Origin of the sequence: Paraburkholderia sp. MM5496-R1, from assembly GCF_050436205.1 — a bacterium.
Taxonomy (GTDB): Bacteria; Pseudomonadota; Gammaproteobacteria; order Burkholderiales; family Burkholderiaceae; genus Paraburkholderia; species Paraburkholderia tuberum.
Genome location: NZ_JBNDLT010000002.1, coordinates 1439274 through 1452667, shown reverse-complemented (window position 1 = coordinate 1452667; position 13394 = coordinate 1439274). Strand labels below are relative to the sequence as shown.

Below are 13394 nucleotides of genomic sequence, written 5' to 3'. Positions count from 1 at the left end.
CCGATGTAAGATGGTGTCTCTCCCAATCGCACGTTTCGCGAGCAGTTCAACGACATGGACCTGACGAAAGACATATCGCTGGAATCTCTGGAGGAGCGGCTTTTCACCTTGCAGCGTGCCGCGAGCCCAGTGCTGCAGCTCATCACAACTCCGCAGCGGCCGACGCCATTTTGCGTCGAAGCAATGACGCTCCAATACATCGTTACGGCTGCGCGCAAGGTCGGCGAACAGCTTGTTTCTCGCTTCATGGACGTTTCCGCCTCCAGCGAACACCTCAACGAGGTCTTGCGGCGGGCGTTCGGCAACCCTCACGTACTTGTGGCGTGGGTGATGGCTCATGCGGCGGAGGATGCCGGTGGCGTGAAGATTGAACGGTCTGTCGCTGCGCACTTCAATTCGTATCTTGACGCCATGGAGTCCTACGACTTCATGAATACACATGAGACGGCGGAACTGAGGGCCAACCTTATTTGTGTACAGCGCGCGCAACGTGAATACGTCCGCTCGTTGTATGCTCAGGTGGATGGTCGCAATGTCATGCGGCCATACCCGGAAATTCGGCTGGTCGTGCAAGACATCCTGAGTCAGCTCGCTCCACAGTGGAGTGGGCAGCAGCTGCGCGAAATCGCCGGGCCTTTGGCAAGTCTTGTGCGTGAGCTCATGGAGAACGCTGACTGGTGGGCCCGCACCGATGTAAATGGTGGCCTGTACCACAACGGCGTCCGGGCCGTTACTTTTCGCTTGGTCGAACTCGACCAGGGCAATCACGAGGTGTTCGCCGGTACTAACAGCCACCTCCAAGCCTATCTCGCCCATATCCTCGGAGAGAGCGCAAAGCGGACACAGGGCGACCGGCCACGCCGGACGTTTATCGAAATGTCCATAGTGGATTCAGGGCCGGGCCTTGCGAGGCGCTGGCTATCTTCAAAGGCGGATTGGCAGCTTGGTCAGGACCCTCTCGAGGTAAATGATACTCAAGCGGAAAGTCACGCTATAGCGGAATGCTTCAAAAAATGGCGGACGTCGTCTAACGATGCAAACCGCGGCGTGGGACTTTTCTCCGTTGCCCGCATCCTGCGCGAAAGAAACGGGTTCATGCGGCTGCGTACTGGGAGGCTTGCGTATCTCTTCGGAACCGAGTCAGCGATTCGCAATGTCGCGGCACAGGCATCGAAAGCTGCTCGTGAAGGTGACTATGCCTGCCTTAAAGATGGTACGCACGTATTCTTCGAGGGAAGCGACGTCAACTTCTTTTTGCGCCCGTGGAGCGACCGCGAATGCGCCGTCGCTGAAGGAACATCTTATTCGATTTTGTTGCCGGTAAAGAACTAACATGGAAGCATTCTCGGTTTCATCCAAAACGTTTCCCGGCCCCTACTCGACACTGGTGTTGTTCCTGGGGAGCAGAATACTTGATAGCGCAGAGATTGAAGCGCTGTTTATCGGCTGGGCAAATGCCCACATCGTTGAACTCGAAATCATCGTAATTGGCGAGCAAGCAAAGGTTCTCGAGTTTCTGGCGCAAAACACGCATGGTGAGAAGGTTGATGGATTAGAGCGGTTGACTCGGCACAGCGTATTACGGTTCGCCGGTTATAACGGTGACGGCCAGGTGCTTGAGGTCATAGCGTTATACATAAGTCCTTAGCCGAGCCCGTCGCGGAGCGCGCGTAGCGTGTCAGCGGCAGCGAGTACCTGATCGAGCCCTCGCCAGATGGTCTTGGCACCCGGTTCACCGTCGCTCTTTCGGCCGAGGAAACCACCGATTTGCGCAATCAGCCGCACGACCTCATTCACAGTGGGCGGCGGCGTCGGCATCTTCTTTTTGGCCAGCAGGTGGGCGCCACGAATTTCGTCCGGATCGAAGAACAAGGCGGCATCCAGATCCGGACAGGTCCGGCCTTTGCGCATCAGATACGTCACACGCCATGCCACTACCAGGAACAAGGCCAGCGCACGCTCGATCCGGTCGACAGCGGCCAATTGCAGGGTCTCGACTTCGCAGCCGTTCTTGAGCACATGGAAATAGATTTCGATTTCCCATCGGGCCCGGTACCAATTGATCAGTTCGACCGCGTCTTCCTGGGTTGCGACGGCTCGGTTGGTCAGCAAACGCCACTCAATCGGCTTGATGCCAGCGGGCGCCCCCACGTCGCGTGCGATTACGCAGTGAACCTTGAGCTTGCCGCGTTCGCCGTCCACTATCTCGACTTCGCGAGCCCACAGTTGCTGGCGTACGGTGCGGCTCTTCTGAGTCTCGCGGGCGCCGGTCATGAAGGTGATTTCACCCAAGGGCTCAGCGCTGGTTGTACTCGCCCACAGCCTGGCGCCGTCACCGCCGGGCAGGCAGCGGTCATGTTGGGCGCGCACCAGCCAGTCCGCTGGCGTGCCCAGTTCGTGCGCCCGGCGCATCATTTCCACCATGTCCGCCTCGCGGTCGGCCACGTACACCAGTCGCGTGTGCGGCATGTCCGGCGCCATTTCCGCCACGCGCTCGTAGCCTTCGATCCAGCGCGTGCTTTCTTTCGGCCCAGGACGGACACCATCGGCGTCAAGCTCCTCGCGCGCCCACATCCATGCATCGAGCACGCCCAGCGGTTCGCGTTCGGTCGTCACCGCATAGGTCGGGTGCAAGTACAGCCCGCGCCTTGCTTCGTAGTTCAACGGCCCCAGACCGTCGATGTCCTGGCCGTTAAAATCAAGCTCGGTGGTGTCCTGGATGCACAGCACGACCGACTGGCTGCGCATGCGTTCCTGCGTGCTCGCCCAATGCGGCTCCAGGATGGCTTCCCAGGCCACATCCGTATTGCGCAAAAATCGGTACGCCGCGCACGTCTCGCTCCAGCTATCGCACGCCTGGGGGATACTGGCCGTCGGATTGGCCGCAAGTCGTTCCATCAATTTCTTTGCCCTCCTGTCCAGGCGGGCGTCGCCAAGGTCCAGCCCCGCAAATTCCTGCTCGATCCACTGCTGTGCCGCCTTCGTCACCGCGTCCGCCCAAATTACGAGAGTAGACGCGATCCGGCCAAAGTTTACAAGCACGGCTTTCAAGTCATTGAATGTAAACGGCTTGCTGGCGCGGGCGGCTGCCGCAGCGAGATGTGTATAACGCTATGGCTTGAGGTGACGAAGGATGGCGTCAAAATGGACGTCGACTTCACTGAGTGTTACCGAAAAGCGGTTGCTGAGCGTATCGAGCAGGAAGTCCGCCAGAGCGACATCGTCGTACCAGCGCCGCCTAATTTCTGGTTCGAAAAGCTCTCCGGGCGGTACGCCAGCCACTTCATTAGAGCTGAATCTCTACTGCAGAGCACCGCGACCATCGAGTTGCTGGCACTTGCGTTACTTAAGCCGTTCCACGATTGGTGGGCCGCCCAGAAGTCCAGTCAACGTGTGCGGACAAGCGTCTACATTGACACGATGGGTATCTGGCCTCTGGCAGAAAAACTCGCGCAGCTTCATCGCTGTGAAGGCCGTGGCGACACCGAATACATTATCGAAAGTTTTAAATCCTACGAAGGACTCGATAGGTGGACACCGCTTGGGCGACCGGCTTTTGTACTTATTTCTGCTTCTACATCGGGTAGCCTGGAGGCACGGGTCCGCGAGCGCCTAAGTCCGGCAGCGATTCACGTCTACACTCTTGTCAGACTCAAATCCGGCGAGAGAGGCGCGGTTACGGACGGGAGTGATGTACTCTACGAACTACCTGTCAAGCTGGTAGGTGCTCCCGCGCTGAACGACATGCGCAGCGAGTTTGTTGCGTCCGCGAACGCCCTGCCGTTAGGTGATGAAAGTATTCAAATATCGGGTGAGCGTTTTTTGAGCCGGTACGCGAAACCTCGCTTGGTTCGACTTGTTTATAAAGCGCTTTCGGAAGCCACTCGTAGCTCGTTGCCCGAGTTGGCGACGACGAATCAACTCTCGGCAGGACAGGTTAAGTTCGATGGTGCAAGCCGTTGGTCCATCACGTTCGACGGAAAGCTGACGCAGAAGGCTATCTCTAGCGCACCTACGGGCAAGGCGTCATTGCTGAAAGACTGGCTGAAGAACTATGCTTTCCCCGGGCCGGTCGCTGTCGTCTATCCCGCGTCAGGCGGGTCGGCGTCCCGAGAGGTTACAGCCGATGCGAGAGCGGTCGCCGACGCGGCGGCGCTTGAGCTCAATCAGTATCCAGGTACGGATGCTGTTGTGCTCTCAAGCGATGATTTACTCGCAACATCGAAGGTGCAGCAGTATCAGCTGGATTCTCGCGGATTCGTCGTCATCTGCCCGGTCATCGGCAGCGGCTTTGTGTTCAAGCAAATCTCAGCGCTGCTGCGCACGATTCAAAAGTCGGGTCCGCGCCTGTTCTTGAGCTATGTGGCGCTTCCTGAATCGGAAGCGCAGTTCAGCCAACTGAAGCAGGACCTCTCAAGGTCGGACGCGAGCGTTTCCTACACGTTCGTTTGCCAGCACGCATTCCCTGTCGGCAGACTTGAGCAAGCACTCAATTGGCAGGCGGAACTAGAGGTTCTGAGGCAGCTCATCGAAGACTTGAAGGAACAACGTCTCCACGTGCCGACATTGCTTGGAGAGCGCGTTTCGGACCTCGAGGGCGGCGTGCCGTTGGCGGGGAATAGAGTCTTTCTACCTACACTGGCGGGTGTCGCGCCCAAGTTGTCGAGCGGATTCGCGCTTTGGACTGGAAGCGACAAGATTTTTGGGGAACATCTTGGTGCTGCGGTCCTGCTCACGGTCGCAGCGCTCGTTGAAGCGACGCGAGCAGCGAACAGTAAGACGCCTGCGACGACGCTAGGCAAGAGCCTGTTCCAACAGGCGCTGTTGGACCCGGAGAACTTCACTCGATACAACGATGGCGTAATTCAGGCCGCGATGTTGCGCGCCGGGTATCCCTCAGAATTGGACTATCGGTCGCATCCGGGCGCGAGCAACGATATGGCCCGACTCATGACGAAGTGGATTCAGCTGGCGTCGCACCCGATTGGCGACGCCGCCCCGGAGTTCCTGCTCGCAATGGCGACAGGAAAGCTGCGACTTTGCCCTCATCACGAGCGAGCCGTCCTGCAGGAGGCGATGAACTTAGAGACGACGTCTTGGCTAACCGTGCTCGCAAAAATTTGTTGGACGCGCTGGGCGTACGACAAGCAGAGTCCGTCCAGCAAATCGGTGAATGACGAACCTATGGTTGAGCAAGAGCCGGTGTCGAAATTGCAATAGGCATTGCGGCGTGTACTTGCCGGCCCTATTGGGGCCGAGCAACCGACGTTCTCGGCTCGCGCGATGAACGCCAGGCTCCCCGCTCCTGTATCTGCGCCCGTGGCGCACCGCTGGCAAAGCCGAAGTCATATCCCTGCAGCGCCTTGATGAGGGGCAGCGACCCGAGCTTCGTGAGCGTCTGGCGCTTGCGCTCTCGCAGTTCGCGACAATGCGTGCAAGTGAGAACGGGGTCAGCTACTCAACAAAAAAATCGTTTTTGGCGTCCGGGACACGGAGGATTACTTATTTATAAGGGTGAAGGAAGGCAAAAGAGCAAAAAGAATTTTATTTCTTGATTTGTAAAGAAAGCGTCCCCCAATTATCGACTTTACAAATTGAGATTCGAGAATTTGATAATCCTCTGGCGAGGAGGATTTGTCTTGAATTCCGCTGCAAGTGAGTTGCTGTCCATTGACGAGTCGGGACACAAAGACTAGTTTTCCCTATCGCTTGTAGCGTTTGAGTGGAACTGGGACTTGCGCTCACCTTCGTCAAGATTCATGTGAGCAAATGCATGAACGCAGGGATTGGGTAGAAAAAATGGCGACTGTGGACAACTCGGAATTGGAACGGTTACGGAGCCTCGACGCACTGGCTGTACTGGACCGCCTTGCGACGCACGTCAAATTCGACCGAGACTTCGTTCCTCGGCAGTCCATTTCGACGCGGCGGGTCCATGTCAACGCCGCAGGCGCTGATTGGGAGCTGCTGGTCGATGGTCCACGGTTTTACGACACCCGCGCGGACAAGGGCGGAGGGGGGGCCATCGACCTCGTCATGTACTTATGGCGTGTGCCATTTAAGAAGGCCGTTGCCACGCTGCGCGAGGTTAAGACGTGAGACTTGTCTTTACGACTGAGGACTTTGCATATGCCGGGCGTCCTCGCCCCGGATTCCCGGCCATATTGGCGGACGACATGACGCCGGCACAGCCGTTTCACGGGTACCTTCGTTGGCTTCTGTTGGAGCGCGGCAAGGCGCTCGATATTAAGACTTGGGAAAACTATGGCCGACACCTTTGGGACTATGCTTGCTTTCTGCAGGCTAACAGTTTCGCGTGGAATCGCCCGTTCAATTACGCGGGCGAAAGCGTTGTGCGTATCTACCGTGACTGGCAAGCCGAGGATTTGAAACTGGACCCGGGGACCGTTAATCGCCGACTTAAAATCGTCGCCGGCCTCTACCGACGGGCGTTGGAGCTCGGAATGATTGAGCGACTGCCTTTTACGTACTCGGACGTCAAGGTGCACGGAATCGGGCATGACTTGGCTCATGTGACGGGCGGCAAACAAGCGGTAAGTAAGCTGGACCTTCTGCTGGACGAGTGGGAAAAGGAGCCGGTGTTTCTTACTGCTGGGCAAGTAAAAGTAGCGCGGTCGGCCATCCGCTCGACATCACAACGATTGCTCTTTGACCTGATGGCCCGTGTCGGATTGCGGTCTGTTGAGGCTCGAACGTTCCCATTAACGTCTGTGTTCGACCCTGCGACACGACCGGACATTAAACCTGGGTCGCTTATTGATGTGAAGCTAGACCCGCGCTATACGAAAATCAAGTTCGACAAGCCTCGCACGGTACATGTCCCATATAGCCTCATGGAGGAGTTGTGGGCGTACGCACGATTTGAACGCAATCGTCACGTTACCTTAGGGCGGGAGCCAAAAGCGCTGCTATTGACGGTGTACGGCAACGCATACAGCAAAGGGTCGGCGTACAAAGTCATGAAGGACTTAGGAGCCAAGGTCGGTTTCGCCATTCGACCGCTGATGCTGCGCCACAGCTACGCCATCCACACTTTGCTGCTGCTTCGAGCGCATCCAGAAATCGAACTAGAACCTCTGATGTATGTGCGCGACCGTCTCGGTCACGCAAGCGTGCAGATGACGATGGTTTACCTTCAGCAGATTGAACGGCTGATGGGCGCTCACGCGCTGTCGATGATGGACGAGTTCGACCAGCTCTATGACGAATGGCACTTACTTAAGCCTACATGGAGGAGAAGACGCGGGTAAGTGCTTGAAGAGAAAGGGAGGGGGCTGATCCAGGGATTGATACGATGGTTGTTACCAGGCAAACACCGTCTCATTCCAAAGATCAGCCCCCATGGATCGTAATGCACGAAGTCATCACAGGCAAACACGAAGCAGGGTTCAAAGCCGGGCGTGCAGGGCCCAGGCGGTAGACTACTTCAACATACTGACGAGCCCGGGGCTGTTGGGCATAACGGAAGCGTATTTGCCAGAACATCGGGAACGGCTGTATCCGCCGACGGTGACACTGTCGATGTTCATGCGCCAGGCGCTGGAAGAGGACGCCTCCTGTCAGAAGGCAGTCAACGGGTGGGCGGCGCAGCGAGCTGCCGACGGGCTGCGGCCCATGAGTGTGCGTACGGGAGGCTACTGCCGCGCTCGCCAGAGACTGCCGCTGACGATGGTGCGGGAGTTGGCGCGCGAGACGGGGCGCCAACTGCATGAGCAGGCCGAGGCTGCCTGGAAGTGGCGCGGGCGCCCGGTCAAGCTGGTTGACGGCACCGGGATCTCGATGCCCGATACGCCGTCGAACCAGGCCCGTTTCCCGCAGTCCAGTGCTCAGGCCGAAGGAGTGGGCTTTCCATTGGCCTATCTGGTTGCGGTGATCTGTCTGGCAAGCGGCGCAGTACTGGAGTCGGCGGTCGGAACTTACGCGGGCAAAGGCAGCGGGGAGCTGACGGCGTTTCGCATGCTGCAAGGCACGTTTCGCAAAGGTAACGTGATCGTCGCCGATGCCTTGTACTGCCACTACTTTCTGATGGCCTCAATGATCGCCGCCGGGGTGGACGTCGTGATGGAACAGCATGGGGCACGCCGCACCGACTTTCGGCGAGGCCGGTCCCTGGGCACGCGCGATCACATTGTGACGTGGCCCAAACCCCGGCAGCGTCCTGACTGGATGACGCATGAGCAGTACCAGGCCTTCCCCGATGAGCTGATGGTGCGCGAGTCCAGGCTGCATCACCGGGTGCTGGTCACCACGATGCTTGATGCACGCAAGACCAGCAAACAGGACCTCTCGCAGTTGTACGCCAGGCGCTGGAACGTGGAACTGGATCTACGTAACATCAAGACGACGATGGGCATGGATGTGCTGCATTGCCAGACTGCCCACATGAACGAAAAGGAGATCTGGGTCCATCTGCTGGCCTACAACGTGATTCGGCTGCTGATGGCTCAGGCCGCCAGTCACCATGCCACTGACCCGAGAACACTGAGTTTCAAACACGGTGCAGTTATGGACTGAATGGCTGGCCAGAGGTCTGACGGCAACTCACAACCAGAGTCTCCTGTTCAACCTGATCACGCAGTCTTGCGTTGGGAGTCGCCCCGGTCGCATCGAACCACGAATGCGCAAACGAAGACCGAAGTCCTACCCATGGCTGAAAGAGCCTCGTCACATCGCACGTGAGCGCGTCCAAAAATATGGGCACGCTCCACGGGCTTAAGTAAGTGCCATTCCCTCTAGGACGAGACGGTGCAAGTCGCCACACTAGCTTGAGCGATGCAGAGCAGGAGCGTCTGGCGAAGGCAATTAAAACGGACCTTGTCGCCGTTCACCAAGGACATCTGAAGCTCAATCCCGGCGACGTGCAGGCCATGAGACTGTTACTGATTGCGCATCGACAAGGAACCTCTCCTACGCCGCTGTTGGAGTTGCGACGCGATGCCATGGCTCCGGGCCCGTTGCCGGGAACGATACGACTGCGCACAGTGAAGTTTCGCAGTAAAAAAATCAGGTCCAGTGTTGCCCGCGCAGAGGCTAATGATTTAACTCCCACGATTGACTCTGACGGGGACGAAATCGTCTTCAACCTAGCCGAGGGCGCCGTGCTGCAACAGGCCATTACGAGCACCGATGCTCTAGTGCGCGAGGCGCCTGCCCGTTATAAAAGTCGTATATGGCTGTTCCGGTCCCAAGAGCGAGCCACAACGAGGGCGGGCAAGGTCACCTGCCTGACGTCTCGCACCTTGGCAAAGGCCATCAACGCGCTGATTGCCCGGCACAACTTGGTTGGCGACAACGGAAAATTACTGCGACTAAATCTTAGTCGCACCCGCAAGTCGTTCTTTGACCGCGCGTTCCGCCATGCCGATGGGGACTTGGCGAAGACGGCCAACTTAATGGGCAATACGCCACCAGTCGCCGCCCTCAATTACCCGTCAATGAACGAGGCCCGAAAGGCCGAGGCGGCAGGGTTCATGAACGAGGACTATATCGACCGCATGCGCGGGGCGAAAGCGGCATCGACTAAGGCCAAGGGGCGCGTTATCAAGATTAGACCTGGTACGGCCAGCACTGACGGCTCGCCGTCCGTAAGTACACCTGTGTCAGGTTGTCGCGACACGCTTAACGGCGAGCATGCGCCGGGAGACGGGCATAACCACTGTGACCGATACGTGATGTGCCTGTTCTGCTCTAGCTTCGCAATCGTGGGAACGGTCGATGAGCTTTGGAGGCTGTTCAGCTTCCAGGTATTTGCGAAGAACGAGTTAAACAGTCTGGATTCGGCACTTGGCCCTGAACGTACCGGCGACGAGGCGTTAGAAGATTTGCGGGACCGCTACCGTATTGCCATTCCATACATCGACAACTTTACCAAACGCCAATTCGCAGCTCGTATCGTCAAAGAGGCACGAACTAAAACAAAGCAAAACCTGCATCCGTTCTGGGTGCATCAAATGACGATGAGTCGGAGGGCTCGTGCCCACAGATAGGACTTTTTAGAACACCGAACGATGTTGAACGGAAAGGAGGAAAACAGATATGGCTCGCAGCAAGAACACTGAACGCCGACGCGTTCATGACCGCTCCTCAAAGGAGCCTGGGGGCGCTAATAATGTGGCCGCTGAAGCTTTCGAAGCCAAAACAAGGAGCGCTGGACGGCCCCTGGCGCCAATTGTCAGGTTTCCTGTCCATCAACGTCCTAGGGCCTACGAACTCTTGTCTGCGCAGCCCCTGAGTCTGGCGGGGATGTCGCAGGCTGAGCGGGACCTTGTCGTCGTTACCGCTGTCGCAGACGGGCTCGGTAAAGAATACCAGGTGAGCCGATTTGCGGACCCCATTTGGGTCTTGTCATCGGAATCGAAGGCAAAAAACAGAAAGGCTTCACAGCATCGAGTTATCTGGCCTACTGACGCACCGAAATCCCTAGTGGACGATGCGAAAGCAGCGCTTTATTGCGCACTCCGTCGTGGGCCCCTCGGAAAGCCCTGGTCAGGAAGTTCTGTGTCGAGAACTGGAAAAGGACTGGGCGTCTTGCTCCGACATTTGACATCGCTGGGGATTTGCTATTTCAGCCAAGTCCGCGCACTGCATATGTCGGACTACATCACAGACCTGAAACGCAGGCTCGCGCCTACTACAATTAGGCTCCAGCTGGAGATTATCGACTTAGTCTGGCACTTCCCCATGGAGGTGTTTTATCCGCTTCCGGAGCATCCATGGAGCGGGGAGACTCTCCCTGGTGCCTGCGGATGCAACGTCAACGATGGTAGTTCGGCCGCCCGTACCAGCAAAACGCCTGTGATTCCGCGCTCGGTGCAACAAGCCCTGTTTGCGTATTGTGAGGCCGGTCTTGACAACGCGGAAGCCCTGTTTCAGGCCCGAGACGCCGAGAGGATTTCTGCTCAATCAAGTGAGCTTACCGAAGTCCGCGACGTCGTGTTGTACCTTACGCAGATTACGTCGGGAATGCGAAATAGCGAAAGCACGTGTGTCACCAATGATTGCTGGCGAAGCGAGGTTGTGCGGGGAGTGACGTTCCATTGGGTACGTACATATGAGGCAAAGACAGGCAAGGGCTTTGTAGAGTATTTGGTGCCGCCAGAGACAGTGCGAGCGCTCACCATCTTGCAGCGTTACGCTGCGCCGTTGCAGGCGCGTCTTGCTGCGGAGGCCCGCTGGCTAAGAACGCAGCTGCGACGAGTGAGCGATGAAACCGGCGTTTTGGAGAACGGAATGACGGTCGCAGATGCGGTCGAGCGTCTCAACCACATCCGCGAGATTCGTCACCATATGTTCCTCGGTTTGGATAAACGTCGGACTGACCATCTTGGGAGTGGGTCGCGGGTAGAGGTGATGAGTGTGGAGGCTTGCAACGCCCAGCTCAAATCCCTCGCCGTTTCTGCAGGCGTGGACTGGCCCTTGGCAAATCACCAATGCCGCCGTACCTTTGCGTATAACGTGGCCAATTCGCGACTAGGGCGTATGGGTTTGGTGTTCGTGATGTGGCAGCTAAAGCACTCGTCAATGTCTTGGAGTGAACTCTATGCCTCTAACCCGCATCAGGACGTCGCGCTATACCGAGAACTGGAAGACGAACGGATTGAGGCTCGTCTCGAGTTGATGGAAGGCTGGATGCAGTCCGACGCGCCGCTCAGTGGCGGCGCTGGCAGAAAAATTATGCAAACCCGGGCAACGCCGGTCCGAAGTATCAACGACCTGTTGCTGCATACGGCGGAAGCAGTCGATATTCGTAGTACGGGCCATGCATGGTGCCTAAGTGGTACTGAGGGGTGCCACGGGCAAGGAGTGTATGACCCCGCCATGTGTGGCAGGTGCTCCCATGGGGTCATCGACCGCGACCAGGCAACGACGTGGCAGATGATTCATCTCGACAATCTGCGGTTAGCGGCTATTACAGATTGCGGGCCGGCAGTCGTTCAAAAGGCGCAACGCGCAATACGACGTTCCGAATCGGTGCTAAGCGACCTTTGTGTTCCTCTGCCGTCTGCGGCACAAGCTGCAGCTTACGCCAACTCGGGTCAATTCTCGTGAAGCCGTGCGGCACTGCCACAATGAGCAAGTCTCGCCCTCGTAACCGAAAGCAAACAAAAGATGAACTGAAGCGTGCGATTCAGCGGGTCAAGGACGAAGGGCTAAAGATGAGCATAACCGCTGTCGCCGCTGCGGCGGGTGTCAATCCGAGCCTCATCCATAACACATACCCCGACGTTGCCGAAGAAATCCGCGCGCAGATTGGTCGTTCCACACGTAAGCAGCATGATGCCAAGGCAGCGGCATTGTATGAAGCGCAGGCCGTTCTCAAGGATTTAAGAGAGGAGCTTCGCGTAGCAAAATTTGACATTGCCAAACTTACGTCGATTAACGAAACGCTGCGCGAAGAGATAACCTATCTCAAGGCGCAGATAATGGGCAAAGTCCTCACTATGCCTACTCGACAGCGAGAGCCAAAATCGTAATTCCTGTTAGCTAAAGCCACAGGCGTCGTCTTTCCCCCGGCCCCCTATCTGCTGCTCGTCTCGAAGAGACGAAAGACTGACACCATCGGATAGTTCATATTTTGCGAACTAACGACTGCTGATTGACGGACCGTGCAGCACAGTCTCATAATTTTTGTTAGTCGTAAAATATCGTTTAGATACAATGGCTTGGAGCTTGCTAATAGTGAGTAGTATTCAGAACGGTGGGATGCGCAACCGCAATGGCTGACACGCCGCCGCACGCCACCTCGGCACCGTACTCGGTCGAAGCCGACTATGCGGCGCTTGCGCCGCGGGCGCGCGAGGTTCTCGACTGCTGGTTCGGTGCGCCGGGCACGCCGGAGCGCGGCACGGAGCGCAAGTTCTGGTTCAAGCGCGATGACGCCGTCGATACGATGCTGCGCGAACGTTTCGGTAACCTGATCGATGCGGCGAACGCGGGTGAGCTCGACGCATGGCAGAGCACGCCGTTGGGTGCGTTGGCGCTCGTCATCGTGCTGGACCAGTTTTCCCGCAACTGCCATCGCAATACGCCGCGCGCCTTCGCGACCGACGGCAAGGCGCTGCAAACCGCGCAACGGATCATCGCGAGCGGCGCCGATCGGCTGTTGCCGGACGTGCAGCATCGCGCGTTCGCGTATCTGCCGTTCGAGCACGATGAAACGCTCGCGAGCCAGCAGGAGTCGCTGCGTCTGTTCAAACAGCTTGCGGCGGAGCCGGGCGGTGACGGCTACTATCAGTACGCGCTGCGCCACGCAAAAGCGATCGAACGATTTGGCCGCTTTCCACATCGCAACGGGTTGCTCGGACGTGAATCGAGCGACGAGGAGATCGCGTTCCTGCGCGAGCCCGGTTCGTCGTTCTGAATCGACGCGGACG

At 57.6% G+C, this 13394-nt stretch carries 10 protein-coding genes and 2 pseudogenes; 10 read left to right on the top strand and 2 right to left on the bottom strand.

The window, feature by feature from the left end; translation table 11 throughout:
- Nucleotides 1–54: 54 nt before the first annotated feature.
- Complete coding sequence (locus tag OKW38_RS13580) at nucleotides 55–1332, top strand: hypothetical protein (protein WP_429361855.1); 1278 nt, start codon at nucleotides 55–57, stop codon at nucleotides 1330–1332.
- A gap of 1 nt (nucleotide 1333) precedes the next feature.
- Entirely contained in the window at nucleotides 1334–1648 is a 315-nt protein-coding gene (locus OKW38_RS13575; RefSeq protein ID WP_429361854.1) for a hypothetical protein, read from the top strand.
- Here the strand turns inward: OKW38_RS13575 and OKW38_RS13570 are convergent.
- Nucleotides 1645–2988 carry an IS4 family transposase gene (locus tag OKW38_RS13570; protein WP_429361853.1) on the bottom strand — a complete coding sequence of 448 codons (1344 nt, stop codon included), beginning with the start codon at nucleotides 2986–2988 and terminating at the stop codon, nucleotides 1645–1647. The genes OKW38_RS13575 and OKW38_RS13570 overlap by 4 nt on opposite strands.
- Nucleotides 2989–3144: 156 nt before the next feature.
- On the opposite strand from OKW38_RS13570, the gene OKW38_RS13565 reads away from it, so the two are divergent.
- Entirely contained in the window at nucleotides 3145–5220 is a 2076-nt protein-coding gene (locus tag OKW38_RS13565) for a hypothetical protein (protein WP_429361852.1), read from the top strand.
- On the opposite strand, the pseudogene OKW38_RS13560 reads toward OKW38_RS13565, so the two are convergent.
- Nucleotides 5206–5413, bottom strand: a pseudogene (locus tag OKW38_RS13560) (ATP-binding protein); the annotation flags it as partial. The gene OKW38_RS13565 and the pseudogene OKW38_RS13560 sit on opposite strands and share 15 nt — an antisense overlap.
- Before the next feature lie 356 nt (nucleotides 5414–5769).
- Here OKW38_RS13560 and OKW38_RS13555 point away from each other — a divergent pair.
- The 7 genes and pseudogenes from OKW38_RS13555 (at nucleotide 5770) to OKW38_RS13525 (ending at nucleotide 13381) form a co-directional block, all read left to right on the top strand.
- Nucleotides 5770–6099: a hypothetical protein gene (locus OKW38_RS13555; protein ID WP_429361851.1), complete on the top strand. Its 330-nt coding sequence runs from the start codon at nucleotides 5770–5772 to the stop codon at nucleotides 6097–6099.
- Nucleotides 6100–6176: 77 nt separating this feature from the next.
- The gene (locus OKW38_RS13550) at nucleotides 6177–7271 is read left to right on the top strand and encodes a tyrosine-type recombinase/integrase (protein ID WP_429361850.1); all 1095 of its coding nucleotides are present in this window, start codon (nucleotides 6177–6179) and stop codon (nucleotides 7269–7271) included.
- Nucleotides 7272–7362: 91 nt separating this feature from the next.
- Nucleotides 7363–8737, top strand: a pseudogene (locus OKW38_RS13545) (IS4 family transposase).
- 49 nt (nucleotides 8738–8786) lie between these two features.
- A complete protein-coding gene (locus tag OKW38_RS13540; RefSeq protein ID WP_429361849.1) occupies nucleotides 8787–10007 on the top strand; it encodes a hypothetical protein in 1221 nt (406 codons plus the stop codon).
- Nucleotides 10008–10608: 601 nt separating this feature from the next.
- Complete coding sequence (locus OKW38_RS13535) at nucleotides 10609–12069, top strand: integrase (protein WP_429361848.1); 1461 nt, start codon at nucleotides 10609–10611, stop codon at nucleotides 12067–12069.
- 20 nt (nucleotides 12070–12089) lie between these two features.
- The gene (locus OKW38_RS13530) at nucleotides 12090–12494 is read left to right on the top strand and encodes a TetR family transcriptional regulator (protein WP_429361847.1); all 405 of its coding nucleotides are present in this window, start codon (nucleotides 12090–12092) and stop codon (nucleotides 12492–12494) included.
- A gap of 242 nt (nucleotides 12495–12736) precedes the next feature.
- Nucleotides 12737–13381: a DUF924 family protein gene (locus OKW38_RS13525; protein ID WP_187617966.1), complete on the top strand. Its 645-nt coding sequence runs from the start codon at nucleotides 12737–12739 to the stop codon at nucleotides 13379–13381.
- The last annotated feature ends 13 nt before the right edge of the window (nucleotides 13382–13394 follow it).

Excerpts from the sequence above, each read along its gene's own strand:
- OKW38_RS13580 (WP_429361855.1), top strand. The coding sequence starts at position 55 with ATGGACCTGACGAAAGACATATCGCTGGAATCTCTGGAGGAGCGGCTT.
- OKW38_RS13530 (WP_429361847.1), top strand. The coding sequence starts at position 12,090 with ATGAGCAAGTCTCGCCCTCGTAACCGAAAGCAAACAAAAGATGAACTG.
- OKW38_RS13555 (WP_429361851.1), top strand. The coding sequence starts at position 5,770 with ATGCATGAACGCAGGGATTGGGTAGAAAAAATGGCGACTGTGGACAAC.
- OKW38_RS13525 (WP_187617966.1), top strand. The coding sequence starts at position 12,737 with ATGGCTGACACGCCGCCGCACGCCACCTCGGCACCGTACTCGGTCGAA.
- OKW38_RS13535 (WP_429361848.1), top strand. The coding sequence starts at position 10,609 with ATGTCGGACTACATCACAGACCTGAAACGCAGGCTCGCGCCTACTACA.
- OKW38_RS13565 (WP_429361852.1), top strand. The coding sequence starts at position 3,145 with ATGGACGTCGACTTCACTGAGTGTTACCGAAAAGCGGTTGCTGAGCGT.
- OKW38_RS13550 (WP_429361850.1), top strand. The coding sequence starts at position 6,177 with ATGACGCCGGCACAGCCGTTTCACGGGTACCTTCGTTGGCTTCTGTTG.
- OKW38_RS13575 (WP_429361854.1), top strand. The coding sequence starts at position 1,334 with ATGGAAGCATTCTCGGTTTCATCCAAAACGTTTCCCGGCCCCTACTCG.